This is a genomic window from Paracoccus aeridis, assembly GCF_004923205.2.
Taxonomy (GTDB): domain Bacteria; phylum Pseudomonadota; class Alphaproteobacteria; order Rhodobacterales; family Rhodobacteraceae; genus Paracoccus; species Paracoccus aeridis.
Genome location: NZ_SELD02000035.1, coordinates 115648 through 129843 on the forward strand (window position 1 = coordinate 115648; position 14196 = coordinate 129843).

The 14196-nt window shown below is 69.6% G+C and carries 8 protein-coding genes, 1 tRNA gene and 1 pseudogene; 3 read left to right on the forward strand and 7 right to left on the reverse strand.

The window, feature by feature from the left end:
- Positions 1-20: 20 nt before the first annotated feature.
- Positions 21-1124, reverse strand: a complete 1104-nt coding sequence (locus tag ELI80_RS11065) for an ABC transporter ATP-binding protein (protein WP_136651973.1) — start codon at positions 1122-1124, stop codon at positions 21-23.
- A 230-nt stretch (positions 1125-1354) separates the two neighbouring features.
- Positions 1355-2800: a coniferyl aldehyde dehydrogenase gene (locus tag ELI80_RS11070; RefSeq protein ID WP_136651974.1), complete on the reverse strand. Its 1446-nt coding sequence runs from the start codon at positions 2798-2800 to the stop codon at positions 1355-1357.
- A 312-nt stretch (positions 2801-3112) separates the two neighbouring features.
- Between ELI80_RS11070 and ELI80_RS11075 the strand changes: the two are divergent.
- Positions 3113-3834, forward strand: a pseudogene (locus ELI80_RS11075) (IS5 family transposase).
- A 452-nt stretch (positions 3835-4286) separates the two neighbouring features.
- Here ELI80_RS11075 and ELI80_RS11080 read toward each other — a convergent pair.
- From ELI80_RS11080 to ELI80_RS11100, 5 genes are all read right to left on the reverse strand, one after another.
- Positions 4287-4363: transfer RNA gene (locus ELI80_RS11080), tRNA-Arg, on the reverse strand.
- Positions 4364-4457: 94 nt separating this feature from the next.
- Positions 4458-5525, reverse strand: a complete 1068-nt coding sequence (gene recA, locus ELI80_RS11085; RefSeq protein WP_136651975.1) for a recombinase RecA — start codon at positions 5523-5525, stop codon at positions 4458-4460.
- Between the two features lie 142 nt (positions 5526-5667).
- Complete coding sequence (locus ELI80_RS11090) at positions 5668-7773, reverse strand: ATP-binding protein (RefSeq protein WP_236641451.1); 2106 nt, start codon at positions 7771-7773, stop codon at positions 5668-5670.
- A 632-nt stretch (positions 7774-8405) separates the two neighbouring features.
- Entirely contained in the window at positions 8406-9590 is a 1185-nt protein-coding gene (locus ELI80_RS11095) for a Hint domain-containing protein (protein ID WP_136651977.1), read from the reverse strand.
- 378 nt (positions 9591-9968) lie between these two features.
- Positions 9969-11135: an RsmB/NOP family class I SAM-dependent RNA methyltransferase gene (locus ELI80_RS11100; protein ID WP_136651978.1), complete on the reverse strand. Its 1167-nt coding sequence runs from the start codon at positions 11133-11135 to the stop codon at positions 9969-9971.
- 209 nt (positions 11136-11344) lie between these two features.
- On the opposite strand from ELI80_RS11100, the gene ELI80_RS11105 reads away from it, so the two are divergent.
- Together ELI80_RS11105 and ELI80_RS11110 are read left to right on the forward strand one after the other, a co-directional pair.
- Positions 11345-12073 carry a hypothetical protein gene (locus ELI80_RS11105; RefSeq protein WP_201740619.1) on the forward strand — a complete coding sequence of 243 codons (729 nt, stop codon included), beginning with the start codon at positions 11345-11347 and terminating at the stop codon, positions 12071-12073.
- Entirely contained in the window at positions 12060-13982 is a 1923-nt protein-coding gene (locus tag ELI80_RS11110) for a Y-family DNA polymerase (RefSeq protein WP_236641452.1), read from the forward strand. The genes ELI80_RS11105 and ELI80_RS11110 overlap by 14 nt, the downstream gene beginning before the upstream one ends.
- Positions 13983-14196: the final 214 nt, after the last annotated feature.

Below are 14196 nucleotides of genomic sequence, written 5' to 3' on the forward strand. Positions count from 1 at the left end.
TGTATCACTGCGGTTTTTCTTCAGACGGGGTCCAGCGCACGGGCGTCCTGGGGATGCCAGCCGACGCGGATCTTCTGGCCGGGGCTCAGGCGGACCTGCCCGGCGGTGTTGCGGAACTTCATCACGAAATCGTCCGAGCCCGCGACCTTCATCCGGGCGCGGAAGATGTCGCCCATGTAGATGACCTCGATCACCTCGGCCTCGACCGTGTGGGCGCCTTCGGGCATCAGGTCCGGCTTGAACTCGATCCGCTCGGGGCGGATCGACACCAGCGTGCGCTGCCCGACCTCGCCCACGTTCACGGGGGCGGCGTCGATCAGCTCACCGTTCGCCAGCCGCACCAGCGCGGTCTGGCCGTCCAGCCGCTCCACCGTGCCCGACAGCGCGTTGTTTTCGCCGATGAAGCCCGCGACGAAGCTGTTTTCCGGCGCCTCGTAAAGCTGCGAGGGCGTGGCCAGCTGCTGGATGCGGCCGTCGTTGAACACGGCGATCCGGTCCGACATCGTCAGCGCCTCGCCCTGATCGTGGGTGACGTAGACGACCGTCACGCCAAGACGGCGGTGCAGGTCCTTGATCTCGAACTGCATGTGCTCGCGCAGCTGCTTGTCGAGCGCGCCCAGCGGCTCGTCCATCAGCACCAGCTTGGGGTCGAAGACCAGCGCGCGGGCCAGCGCGATCCGCTGCTGCTGGCCGCCCGAAAGTTGCGCCGGGCGGCGGTCGCGGAAGCGCGCCATCTGCACCATGTCGAGCGCGCGCATGACCCGCGCGTCGCGGTCGGCGCGCGGAAGCCCGCGCACCTCCAGCGGAAAGGCCAGGTTCTCGCCCACCGTCATGTGCGGGAACAGGGCATAGTTCTGGAACACCATCCCGATCCCGCGCTTGTGGGGCGGGACGTCGTTGATGTCGCGCCCGTCCAGCATGATGCGGCCGTGGGTCGCCGTCTCGAACCCCGCGAGCATCATGAGGCAGGTCGTCTTGCCCGACCCCGAGGGGCCGAGCATGGTCAGGAACTCTCCCTGCCCGATCGACAGGTTCAGGTCCTTCACGACCAGCGAGCGGCCGTCGTAGCTTTTCTGGACGTGGTCGAAGACGACGTAGTCACGGCTGCCGGCACTGGCGATCAAGCGTTCGTCCCCCTTCGCCGGTCCTGTTCGTGTCGGCGCGATCCCAGACTATGCAGCCGGGCGGCGGCTTGGCAACGAAGTTGTGCGGAGGGGTATCGCCGCCCGCGCGGCGGGCACGGGGCGGCCGGCTTCGCCTGGCGGACGCAGCCCGACCCGCTGGGCCGGGATGGTCCAGGGCAGCCTGCCGAGGGTGCCGATGGCCGGTATGTCGCGCCCCTCGCGGGCCGCGATCAGCTCCGCGCCAGGACCATCCGCCGGACCGCCGCCAGCATCGCGCCGAAGCGCCTGCCGTAAGGCGGCGCGAGCAGCCCGACGCCGTTCAGCCGCGGCTGGATGAAGGTGCCGCGCAGGTGCGAGAGCGTGTCGAACCCCGCCGCGCCGTGATAGCTGCCCATGCCCGACCCGCCGACACCGCCGAAAGGCAGGTGGCCCTGCGCGACGTGCATGATCGTCTCGTTGTGGCAAGCGCCGCCCGACACGATCCGCTGCGACAGCGCCCGGATCTCGCCCGCGTCGTTCGAGAAGTAATACGCGGCGAGCGGGCGGGGACGCGCGACGATGCGCGCGACCATCTCGTCGGTGCCGCCGACGGGGATCACGGGCAGGAGCGGGCCGAAGATCTCCTCGGTCATGATCGCGCTGTCGTCGGGCGCGCCCGTGACGATCACCGGCGGGAACAGGCGGCTGTTGCCGTTCTCGGGCTGGTCGGTCAGCGGATGCAGCGTCGCCCCGCGCGCCACGGCGTCGTCGCGGATGCGGACCAGCCGGTCGAACTGCCGCTGATCGATGATGCGGGTCACGTCGGGGTTGGTGGCGATGTCGGGATAGTGCCGCCCGACCCAGGCCCGCGCGCCGTCGATGAACGCGCCCTCGCGCCCGCGCGGCAGGTACACGTGGTCGGGCGCCACGCAGGTCTGGCCAGAGTTGATCATCTTGCCGGTCATGATCCGCGCGACCGCGCGGTCCATGTCGGCGTTGTCCGTGACCAGCGCGGGCGACTTGCCGCCCAGTTCCAGCGTCACCGGCGTGAGGTTGCGGGCGGCGACTGCCATCACCTTCTTGCCGACCTCGCCGTTGCCGGTGAAGAACAGGTGGTCGAACGGCAGCGCCGCGAACGCCTCCCCGATGCCGGGCCCGCCGCGGAGCACCGAAAGCTCGTCGGACGCGAAGTGCCGGGCGGCGGCCCCGGCGATCCAGGCGCTGAAATGCGGCACGTATTCCGACGTCTTCACCAGCGCCCGGTTGCCCGCGACGAACGCGGCCACCAGAGGTCCGATCGTCAGGAACAGCGGATAGTTCCACGGGCTGATGATGCCGACGACGCCCTTGGGCTGCGGCACGATCAACGAGCGCGCGGGCCTGAACCAGATCGGCGTCGGCACCCGGCGCGGCTTCATCCAGCCCTTGCCGTGACGAAGCGCATGCGCGATCTCGACATGGGACGGGAATATCTCGGCCAGGCGCGTGTCGCCCTCGGCCCGGTGTCCGAAGTCGGCCGAGATCGCGCGGATCACTTGGCCCTCGCCCTCGCGCAGCATCGCCGACAGTCGCTGCAGCCGGTCCCTGCGCGTGGCCCAGTCCGGCGCAGGCTCGGCGCGCGACGCCGCACGTGCTGCCCCGAAACGGGCGTGAAGCGTCTCGACACTGTCCCACTGCTGTTCATCGATCATGCGCATGTCCCGTGGTTTTGACGCTTGCCGGAGCTTCCGGCGGAGTTTCGACCGGACCGTCCCGGATCACGGCCCGGGATCAGCGTACGCCTTTCGGTGAGATCCCCCCGCTTCATCGCCGGGTTCGCGCCCGCGGGCAAGCTGGGCGCTCGAAGGATCCACGGCGAGACGCGACGTTGCAGGCGGCCGAGCGGCGGCCTTGCCGCCGCCTCGATCACGTGCGGGCGGGGTGGCACCGGGCTTGGGGTACGTACGCATGAAAGGGGTTCACTGACGCGTTGATGGGTGACTCAATGCCCCCCGGTGATGGAGGCAGGAATGGCGCGTTTTGATCTGACGGATTCGAGTGGGGCCTGATCCAGCCACTGTTGCCGAACAAGCCACGGGGCGTGGCGCGGGTCGATGACCGGCGGGTGCTGAACGGATCTTCTGGGTGCTGCGAACCGGGTCGCCTTGGCGAGACCTTCCCGAGCGCTACGGGCCCTACACCACGGTCTTCAACCGCTTCAACCGCTGGGCCAAGGCGGGGGTGTGGGTGCAGGAATTTGAAGCCGTTGCGGAAAAATCCCTCGGCAGCATGCAGTTCATCGACAGTTCGATCATCCGCGCGCATCAGCATGCAGCGTCGAAAAAAGGGAGCGGATCAGATCCTTGGCCGTTCTCGTGGTGGACTGATTACCAAAGTCAACGCGATGGTGGACCATCGCGGGCTGCCGCTGGCAATCACCCTGGCGCCGGGGCAGTCCGCCGACAAGGCGGCGGTGGCCAAGTTGCTGGCGGCCATCCGCGCCCGGCGACGTGGTGGCCGACGCGGCTACGACGCCCGCGCGATCCTCGACCTGATCGCGGCGCATGACGGGCGCGGTCATGTCGACCCCGCGCTCTACCGCCAGCGCAACCTCGTCGAGCGCTTCTTCACCAAGATCGAGCACTTCCGAAAGATAGCGACCCTATACGAAAAACCCGCCACAAACTGTCTCGCGGCCGTCCTGATCGCATGCTCAAGGCTATGGGTCAGGTATTATGAGTCCGCATCCTAGCGCAGAACGGTCGTTGGGATAGGGGCTGGCCGCCAAGTTCGCGTCAATCCTTCACCATGTGCGTTCAGCCGGTCCACGATGTCGTGCGATGCCGCATCGGCGATTACGACGTCGTAAACGCGGAAAACGCGCTTTTGCAATCACCTTTCAATCTTGCACGTCATTCCTGCGGCGTCTCTCAACCATAATCCGGCGAGGGCGCAGCCATGCGCATCCGCTTTTCCGATCGGCAAGGCACTGTTCTTGCTACCCATCGGGCGGGTACTCCGGCCGGCCGCCGGCGAGCCGCTCACTGCCGACATCTCGCGGCAGCCGCCGACTTCGGGCGCCAGGTTCCTATCGCCAAACTGCGCTGGACGGTCGTCCACGGCAGGCAATGGAGCGAATGCCATCAGACTGGAAGCGGCAATGACCGCCGACCGTGTGCGAACCGATGCCGAAGAACAAGGAAATGGCGCACCCGACAGGATTCGAACCTGTGACCTCTGCCTTCGGAGGGCAGCGCTCTATCCAGCTGAGCTACGGGTGCGTCGTCGGGTCAGATAGCCGGATCGGGGCCGTGCTGCAATGGGCAAATGCCCGCTTGCCGCGCCGCCCCTGTTCCGCTGCGCTATTCGGCCACCTCAGTCCTCGGTCAGGTCGTCGCCGTCCTCCGAGGCACCAAAGTCGAGACCGTGGCTCGCGCGGATCCGGTCCTCGATCGCGGCGGCGACGTCCGGGTTGTCGCGCAGGAACTGCTTGGCATTCTCGCGCCCCTGCCCGATCCGCTCGTCGCCGTGCGAGTACCAGGCACCCGACTTCTCGACCACGCCGACCTTCACGCCGAGGTCGATCAGCTCGCCTACCTTGGAGATCCCCTCGCCGTACATGATGTCGAACTCGACCTGCTTGAAGGGCGGCGCGACCTTGTTCTTGACCACCTTGACCTTGGTGGTGTTGCCCACGACCTCGTCACGGTCCTTGATCGAGCCGGTGCGGCGGATATCGAGGCGGACTGAGGCGTAGAACTTGAGCGCGTTGCCGCCGGTCGTCGTCTCGGGGTTGCCGAACATCACACCGATCTTCATGCGGATCTGGTTGATGAAGATCACCATGCAGTTCGACCGGCCGATCGAGGCTGTCAGCTTGCGCATCGCCTGGCTCATCAGGCGGGCCTGGCTGCCCATCTGCATGTCGCCCATGTCGCCCTCGATCTCGGACTTGGGCGTCAGCGCCGCGACCGAATCGACCACCACCAGGCTGACCGCGCCGGACCGGACCAGCGTATCCACGATCTCCAGCGCCTGCTCGCCCGTGTCGGGCTGCGAGATCAGCAGCTCGTCCAGGTTCACGCCCAGCTTGCGCGCGTATTGCGGATCCAGCGCGTGCTCGGCGTCGACGAAGGCGCAGACGCCGCCCTTCTTCTGTTCCTCGGCCACCACATGCAGCGTCAGCGTGGTCTTGCCCGAGCTTTCCGGCCCGAAGATCTCGATGATGCGGCCCTTCGGCAGGCCGCCGATCCCCAGCGCGATGTCGAGCCCCAGCGAGCCGGTCGAGGTCGCCTCGATCTCGGCCACCGGGTTGTCGGCGCCGAGCTTCATAATCGAGCCCTTGCCGAACTGCCGTTCGATCTGCGCGAGCGCGCTGTCCAGCGCCTTCTGCTTGTCGGCGGACCGCTTGTCGTTCATCTGCAAGATATCTGCCCCTGCCATCTGCTTGTCCCCTTGTGTCACACCGGCCTGCCTGCGGCAATCCGCAGGCGCCGCGAATGTTCTTGTGTTGTTCCCGTTATGCCAAGATCTTGTTGCGCGTTCAATCGCAAACACAACGCGCCGGCCGTGTTCATGCCACCCCTCATGCCGGCACCAGATCCGCGGCGGTGATCGCGGGCGACACCGGCGGACGGCCGGTCAGCTGGTTTTCCACACAGGCGATCAGGTCCGAAAGCGAGAACGGCTTGGGCAGGAACACCGAGTTGGGGATCGCGAGCGCCCCGTCGGCCAGCGAGTGTTCGGTGTAGCCCGACATGAACACGACGCGGGTGCCCGGCCGGTCGCGCAGCGCGGCGCGAACCCAGGCCGGGCCGTCCATCCCCGGCATGACAATGTCGGTGACGAAGACGTCCGCGCGGACACGGTCGTCGGCGAGGATGGCGAGCGCGGCCTCGGCGTTGTCGGCTTCCAGCACGTCCAGCCCGCGCAGGCGCAGCGCGCGGACGGCAAAGGCGCGGACCGGCGCCTCGTCCTCGACCAGAAGGATGGTGCCGGTCGGGGCGCCGGTGTCCGGCACGGCCACGGGCGGCGCGGCGGGGGCGGGCGGCGGCGCCTCGGCCGTCTGGCGGTGAACGGGGAAGAACAGCTCGAACGTGGTGCCCTGCCCCACGGTGCTGTCGCAGAAGATGAAGCCGCCGGTCTGCTTGACGATGCCGTAGGCGGTCGACAGGCCAAGCCCCGTGCCCTCGCCCTGGCGCTTGGTCGTGAAGAACGGCTCGAAGATCTTGCCCATCTTGTCGGCCGGGATGCCGCAGCCCTGATCGGCCACGGTGACGCGGACATAGGCGCCGCGCGGCAGGGTCACGCGGTCGCGCGGCACGCCCTCGGCCAGCCGCACGTTGTCGGTGCGGATCGAGATCTCGCCGCCGTCTGGCATGGCGTCGCGGGCGTTCACGACCAGGTTCATCAGCACCTGTTCCAGCTGCCGCCGGTCGGCCCGGATCGCGCGCAGGCCGGGATCGTGGGTGAAGGTCAGGCGCACCCGCTCGCCCACCAGCCGGTTCAGAAGATGCGTGAGGTCCGACAGCGTGTCGCGCATGTCCACCACCTCGGGGTTCAGCGTCTGCTTGCGCGAGAAGGCGAGAAGCTGCTTGACGAGAGCGGCGGCGCGGTTGGCGTTCTGCTCGATCTGGTAGAGGTCGGCGTATTCTGGGTCGGCCTTGTCGCGGCGCAGCATCAGCAGGTCGCAATGGCCGGTGATCGCGGTCAGAAGGTTGTTGAAGTCGTGTGCGATGCCGCCGGCGAGCTGGCCGATCGCCTGCATCTTCTGGCTCTGGACGAACTTCTCCTCCAGCGTCTTCATGGCACTGGCATCGGTCAGCACGGCCACGACGCCCGGCCTTTCCTCGCCCAGCCTGCACGGCGAAAGCGCGACCTGCAGGAATTTCTCGGTCCCCTCGCCGATGAAGCGCAGCACTTCGCCCCGGGGCGCGGCGCGCCCCAGCGCCACGTCGGAAATCCAGTCCCGGACCGGCCGGCCCGGCCCCTCGATGATCTCGCCGAGCGGCCGACCGGGCGCGGCGTCCCCCAGAAGCGCTCGCGCGCGTTCGTTGGCGTCCACGATCGCGCCCTCGGCGTCCAGCCACAGGAGCGCCACGGGCAGGTCGGTGGCGAGCACGCGCTGGGTGCAGGCGGCGCAGCCTTCGGGTGCTTCTGCCGCACGCCCGGCATCGGCGCCGGTGTCGAGCGTCCACTGCTGGATCTGAGATCCGGGGCGGCGCGTCACCTCGACCCGGGTTCCGGGCTGCAACGAGATGGTGAGCGGCTGGGCGCCGCCCTTGCGCGACAGCGCCAGCCGAAGCTGCGCCTCGGGATTTGCGCGAAACCGCGCGAGAAGCTCCGCCACGGGATGGCCGAGAAGGTCGTGATGGGCGGCCCCGGCCGGGTTCTGCGCCAGGACCTTGCCGGACGGATCGACCGCCCAGCCCGGACGGGCCGACGCGGCGAGCGCCCGCCGGGCGGCGCGCAGGTCGCGCCTGAGCCGCACTTCCTGCAAGAGCCGCGATCCGGCGGCGATGCCGCCCAGAAGGTAGCAGGCCGTCACGATCGCGCCCACGACCACCAGCAGGCCCGGCGTGTAGCGCCCCGGCTGGACGATCAGCCAGATCGCGCCGACCAGCACCGGCAGCATCAGCAGCGGCACCAGCACCAGAGGGAACTGCGATTGCGTGGGCGTCTTTCTCATCATCCTGTCGTCATGTGTCGGCATGCCACTTCGGCGCTCATAGCGCGGGCGAGCTTAACAGTGCGTTAAAAAAGCTCCCCACGGCGCGGGATGTTCAGACCTGGTTGCAGTCACACCTGCATGTAAATGTCGGCCCAGACCGGCATTGTAGGGGTAGCGGTCGATATCCCCGGACGGCTCCCGATTGTCTCCCCAATCGGATCCTCGACAGAAGCTAACCCCGACTCGCCCGTGCCTGCCTTGGCACCCCTGCCCCATGCTGATTCGCGGCGTCAGACGAGATGCCAGGGCGCCCCGGTCTGATGATCGTTGCCGGGCGAAGGGCAACGACGTTTCCCGTTCCGGTCGATGTCACCCCTCCGGGCGAACGTCAGAAGATGACGCTCGGGCACACTCGCAGGGTTCTGCGGCAAAGGCCGAAATTGGTCTGAGCCGCCGAACGCGGACCCTTGCTGAGACGCCGATGGAAATGCGTCGAAATCATCGGCGCTGCGGGTCAGCGGAAAAGCCTTCGCGACACTGAAGACTTTCGACTTCAGCTATCTGCGAGGACCGCCGGAAATGACAGCGCCGGATGCGAAAGGCAGATTGGGCCCTGCGACGCAATCGGGCCCAATCACCGTTTTAACGCCCACTTACGCCGAAAGGAGGTCCCTTGCATTCTTCGCATGCCGCCGGACCAGTTCCTTCTGCAGCAAACGCGGCGGAATCGCGTGCGCCGGCGCTCCGGGATAGCCGACTTCGCCAAGCTCCGGGAACAGCGTCACGAATTCGTCCCGCTGCTCCTTGCTCAGTGTCCTCTGCGTCTGGTAGTTCACCAGGAAACTTTCGGTCGGCGCTCCTTCAGCGAAGATCACCTCATGTTTCTTGAAGACGAGGTGGAAATATTCGACGCTATCGATCGCGTCGTCGACCTCAATTCCCGGCAATTCGGTCAACCTGATTGCCGCGACGAGCACGCGGGCCGTCCCGAACATCCGCTCGGCAATACTGGACTTGACCAGCATCCGGTGCTGGCGCGACACGACGAGGTCTCTCCTCGGCAGCCCCGCGCCCAACGCTCCGGCAGCGATCCGCACCGGATAAAGCCTTGCGTTTCTTTCAAGTCCGCTCGCGTCCACGACCCGGCTCATCGTCGAGACGAGCTCCTGGAAGCCATGATCCTGGGTCAGGACCTTGCAGCCCGGTTTCAGGTCCTCCACCGGCACATCACCGCGATCGGTCGTGATCAGCGTTCCGCGGACAATGCAGGGCACACCGCACGGCACCAGGTCGCCGGAGTTCTGCATGGTGTCGATGTCGGAATTCCATCTCAGGTCGCCCACAAGGCCGCCGCCGGGAAGCTTCGAGAAATCGATGACCATGGTCGTGTAAAGATCTCCGACCGCCGGACTTCCCGCCAGATTGACGATCCCCGAATAGGTCACCGTCAGGTCACCCGTAAGTTCCTGGGATTCAGGTGCCAGCGTGAAGGAATAGCCATCCAGCGAAGTGGGCGTGGAGTTCTGCTCGTGGTCCACGGTCGTGTCGAAAACCGAACTCGCGGGCTGCAGGTCGAATTCCAGAGACGCCAAGGGCTTGGTTACAGACAATTGGTGCCAGTCGAAACCGAAGGACATCTTGATGTCGGTGCCGGTGGCGCCGCCATTGGTATAGGGGTCCAATGCCTTCCATTCGAGGACTTCGGTCGTGCCGTCAGCATATCTGGCCGTGACCGTGGCGCCGTCCAGATCGACCCCGCGCGAGGTGGTGTCGGCGCGAATGCCATTGACGGTTTCATGCGGATTTTCGTCAAGCCTGACGATATCAATTGCGGGCATTCACAAAACTACCTTCTACCGTTTACATTCCGCGCCGATGGATTTCGACTGCAGCGATCCTGCGTGCTGTTCCAAGATGCAGGGGCTGGCGCAACCTGCCGGACCCGTGCAGCGCCGCAAGCTCGCCCTCCCCGGCTACGCTTTCTGCGGCCTTGGGAATCGGTATGCCGAAGGCCGTGCAGCGGATCAAGAGCTTCGTCGCATCGGCGTGTCTGCGGCCCGCGCCTCTGCGGAGCGCGAGGCACCCCGAAGGAACCGGACCCGTGATCATCCATCTGTCCGGGTTCCGGCATACCGGAGGCGAGAGACGGTGGCCCGCAATCATCCGCTAATATAACCAAAGTTAATTCAAAACGGATATCCGCACTTAACTGCCCGTCAATCGCGGGCAAGCACCGCGTGAAAGAATCCGTCGCTCGCGGTGAGCGGCGTCAGCGTCTGCGACCGGACCGGCCGAAACTCGGGATGCATCCGGGCGAACCGGGCCACCTGGGCGCCGTTTTCGGCGGTCAGAAGCGAGCAGGTCATGTAGGCCAGCTGCCCGCCGGGCCGCACATGGCGCGCGGCCTGTTCCAGGATCTCCTGCTGTACCGCCACCAGCCGGTCGAGATCGGCTTGTGTGATCCGCCATTTCGCGTCCGGAGTGCGCCGCCAGGTGCCGGAGCCCGTGCACGGCACGTCCGTCACGACCAGGTCGAAGCCGCCCTTCGGCCCCGCGGGCGACGCGATCCCCACGGGCGTCCGGGCGCGGGCGGCGCGCGCGGGCAGGTCACGCATCCGGGCGGGGTCGGCGTCGTGGGCGGTCACCTGCGCGCCGCGCGCGGCCAGCGCCAGCGCCTTGCCCCCGCCGCCCGCGCAGTAGTCGAGGACGCGCGTGCCCGGCGCGGCATCGAGCGCGGCGCAGGCGATCTGCGGCGACAGGTCCTGCAGCTCGACCAGCCCGTCCCGGTAGGCAGCGGAGGCGGCGACGCGGCGTTCGCCCGCCGTCACCCGCAGCGCGGTGGAAAGATCGGGGGCGGGGGTCGCCTGCACCCCGTCCGCCTCCAGCGCGGCGATGGCGGCTTGGGGCGTCATGCGGGCAGTGTTCACCCGCAGCCAGACCGGCGCCCGGTCCCGCAGCGCCGCGGCAACGGCGGGGAAGTCGGGGCCGAGATCGTCCGACAGCCGCGCGGCGATCCAGTCCGGCAGGTCGATCGCGGGGTCGTCGGGGACCGGGGGCGGCGGCGCGGCCTCCCCCAGTGTCAGCGGCGCGGGGGCGTGGCCCTGGCCGGTGAACAGGGTGTCCGGGTCCTGCCCGGTCTCGCGGCACATGCCGATCATCAGCGCCCGCCCCGTTTCGGCGCCCGGCGGCGCGCCCCCCAGAAGCGCGCGCGAGCGGCGGCGGCGGAGGCTGTCGAAGACGAGGTCGCGCACGGCGGCGCGGTCGCCCGACCCGGCGAAGCGGCTGGCGCGCGCCCAGGCAATCAGCGCAGGCTCGGCGGGGCTGCCGGCGATGATCCGGTCGAGAATGAGGATTGCGGCCTCGACCCGCGCGGCGGGGGTCACGGGCGGCGACCGGGCATGGTGCGGGGAAAGTTCGGCGCGCGGCCTTGTTCGGGATCGAGCATGGCCCGTGCTTATCAACCGGGCCTTCCGCCGCCAAGCGCGCGATCACGTTCGCCGGGCCGCGGGAACCCGAACCGGGTAGCGAATCGTTCTGTCCAGGACTAGAACGAAATGAGAACATCCACCCTTCGAAGCCTGCGAGAAGTCCCATGTCCGTTCATTCCTTCCGGCAGCGGCCCCTGCCCTCCGGGCAGGCACGGGCCGATGATGCGCGCCTCACCGCGCCCTTCCCGGGCGCGCCGTCCTTCGACGCGCCGACCTTGTCCGAGGCTTTCGCCGCCCACCCTCTCGACGGGGCGGCGGGGGCGTTCGTCATGGCCATGCTGCCCCCAGGCGGCACGGTCTTGTGGGCGCAGGACCGGCTGTCGCGGCGCGAGGCGGGCGCCCCCTACCTGCCCGGCGGCCATCTTGGCGGCAGGCCGCTGCTGCGCGCGGACCTGTCGCGGGCGACCGACGTGCTGGCGGCGCTGGAGGACGGGCTCGCCAGCCCCGCCCTGGCGGCTGTGGTGGGCGAGATCCATGGCGAGGCCCCCGGCTTCACCGCGACCCGGCGCCTCGCGCTCAGGGCGGAACGCTGGGGCCGGCCCTGCTGGCTGATCCTGCACGGCAGCGCAGCCCAGCCCAGCGCCGCCCGCCTGCGCTGGCGGCTGAGTTCGGCCCCCTCGGCCCCGCATCCGCACGATCCCCTCAGCCCCGGCGCGCCGCGCTGGAAGGCGGAGCTGTTCCGCGCCCGCGGCCGCCCGCCCGCGACATGGCTGGTGAGCCAGGACGCAGCCGCCGCCGGGGGACTGGCGTTCGAGCCGCTGCCCGACGCCGGATTCCCGGCCACGGCGGGCATCCCGGCAGTTCCGGGGGCGAAAGCCCATGCGACCGCTTAGACAAGGCGGTGGCCCGCCCCGCGCAGGCACGGCCGGGCCGTCGAAGGACGGGAACGCGCGGCAGGACGAGGCCGGGCAGGAAGTCGGGCAAGGGATCGGGCAAGGGATCGGGGCCGCTGCAAGGGGCGGGGCCACGTCGCAGCACCGGACCGCCGCCCGCCGGATCGTGTCGATCTACCTGCCGCTGCTGCCGATCGAGCTGTGGCTCGCCCATGCCCTGCGGCGCAGCGAGGACATCCCCGACGATCTCCCCCTCGCCCTGTCGGTCGAGGGGCGGCACGGGCCGGTCGTCCACGGCGCGAACCGCGCCGCGCGGCTGGCCGGGGTGCAGATCGGCGCGCGCGTCACCGACATGCGCGCGATCTGCCCCGCCCTGCGGGTCGAGGAGGCGCGGCCGGAACTCGAGGCCGCGACGCTGGACCGCCTGATGCTTTGGGCGCGGCGCTGGGGGCCGTGGTCGGCTGTCGACGGGTGCGACGGGCTGGTCGTGGACACCACGGGGGCGGCGCACCTGCACGGGGGCGAGGCCGCGATGCTGGCCGACATCCAGGCGCGGTTCGCGCTGGCGGGGCTGACCGCGCGGGTGGCCGTCGCGCCCTCGCGCGGCGCGGCCTGGGGGCTGGCGCGCCACGGGGCGGAACGCGCGGTCTGCACGGGGCTTCGCGACCTCGACCCGCTGCCCGTCGCGGCGCTGCGGCTGTCGGGTGACACGCTTCTGCTGCTGCGGCGGCTGGGGCTGCGGACGATCGGCGACCTGGCCGCGGTGCCGCGGCTGTCGATGATGCGCCGCTTCGGGCGGGCGGCGCCGGGCGACAACCCGCTGGTCCGGCTGGACCAGGCGATGGGGCGGCTGGCCGAGCCGGTGTCCTCGCCCGAGCCGCCGCCCCGCTTTCACGCGACGGCGCGGCTGGCCGAGCCGGTGCAGGACCCCTCGGACTGGCTGCCGGGGCTGACGCGCGAGTTGTGCGCGCGGCTGGCGGCCGAGGCGCAGGGCTGCCGCAGGCTGCGCCTGTCGGTGTTCCGCGTGGACGGCGAGCGCCGCGATCTTTCCGTCGCCATGGCGGTGCCGACGCGCGATCCGGACCACCTGCTGCGCCTGTGGGGCGACCGGCTGGAACGGCTGGACCCCGGCTTCGGCTTCGATCTCATCACCCTGACGGCAGAGGCGGTGGAGCCCCTCGCCGCGGCGCAGGACCGGCTGGACGGCGGCGCGGATGCGACGCTTGAACTCGCGCGGCTGGTGGACCGGCTGGGCGCCCGCTTCGGCGCCGCCGCGATCACCCGCCCGGAGCCGCGCGAGAGCCATGTCCCCGAGCGCGCCGAGCAGGCAACGATCGCGCTGGAAGAGAACGGCAGGCGCACGGCGCCCGAGCCTCGGAAGAAGGCGCGGCGGGCGACTGCGCGGCGGCGGGCGGCGGATGCGGCGGAGTGCGATCCGAGGGGGGCCGAGGATGCAGCGGCGCAGGCCGGGGGCGCGGAGGCTGCTGCTTCGCCTGCGGCTGTCGTCGCCAACCCGGCCACCAGCCCGGCCACCAGCCCGGCCTCCAGCCCGGCCGCCAGCCTCGTGGCTGCCGATCCGGTGCCCGCGCCCGCGCCTCCTTCCCCCACCCGCACTGCGCGCCCCCTGCGCCTGTTCCAGCCGCCCGAGGAGATCCGCGTCCTCTACGCCATCCCCGAGGGCCCGCCCGCGCAGTTCGTCTGGCGCCGGCAGACCCTGCGCGTCGCCCGCCACGCGGGCCCGGAACGGATCGCGCCGGAATGGTGGCTCGACCGGCCCGGCACCCGGCTGCGCGATTACTTCTGCGTCGAGGACCCCACGGGGCGGCGGCTGTGGATCTATCGCGAGGGGCTGGCCCATGACGGGCGCGGCGGCGCGCCGCGCTGGTTCCTGCATGGGGTGTTCGCATGAGCGGGCGGGGGGATGACGCGGCGATGCCGCGGGGCGCTGCCCCGCACCCGGGATATTGGGGAACAGAAGATCCGGCACGGGCGATGGGGGCCGGCCGGACGTCGGGGCGGCGACAGGCAGCCGGACGGGGGCCGGGTCGGCGAAGACCGGGCCGGCAGGGACCGGGCTGGCGGGGATGGGGACGGCGGGGATGGGGACGGCGGGGATGGGGACG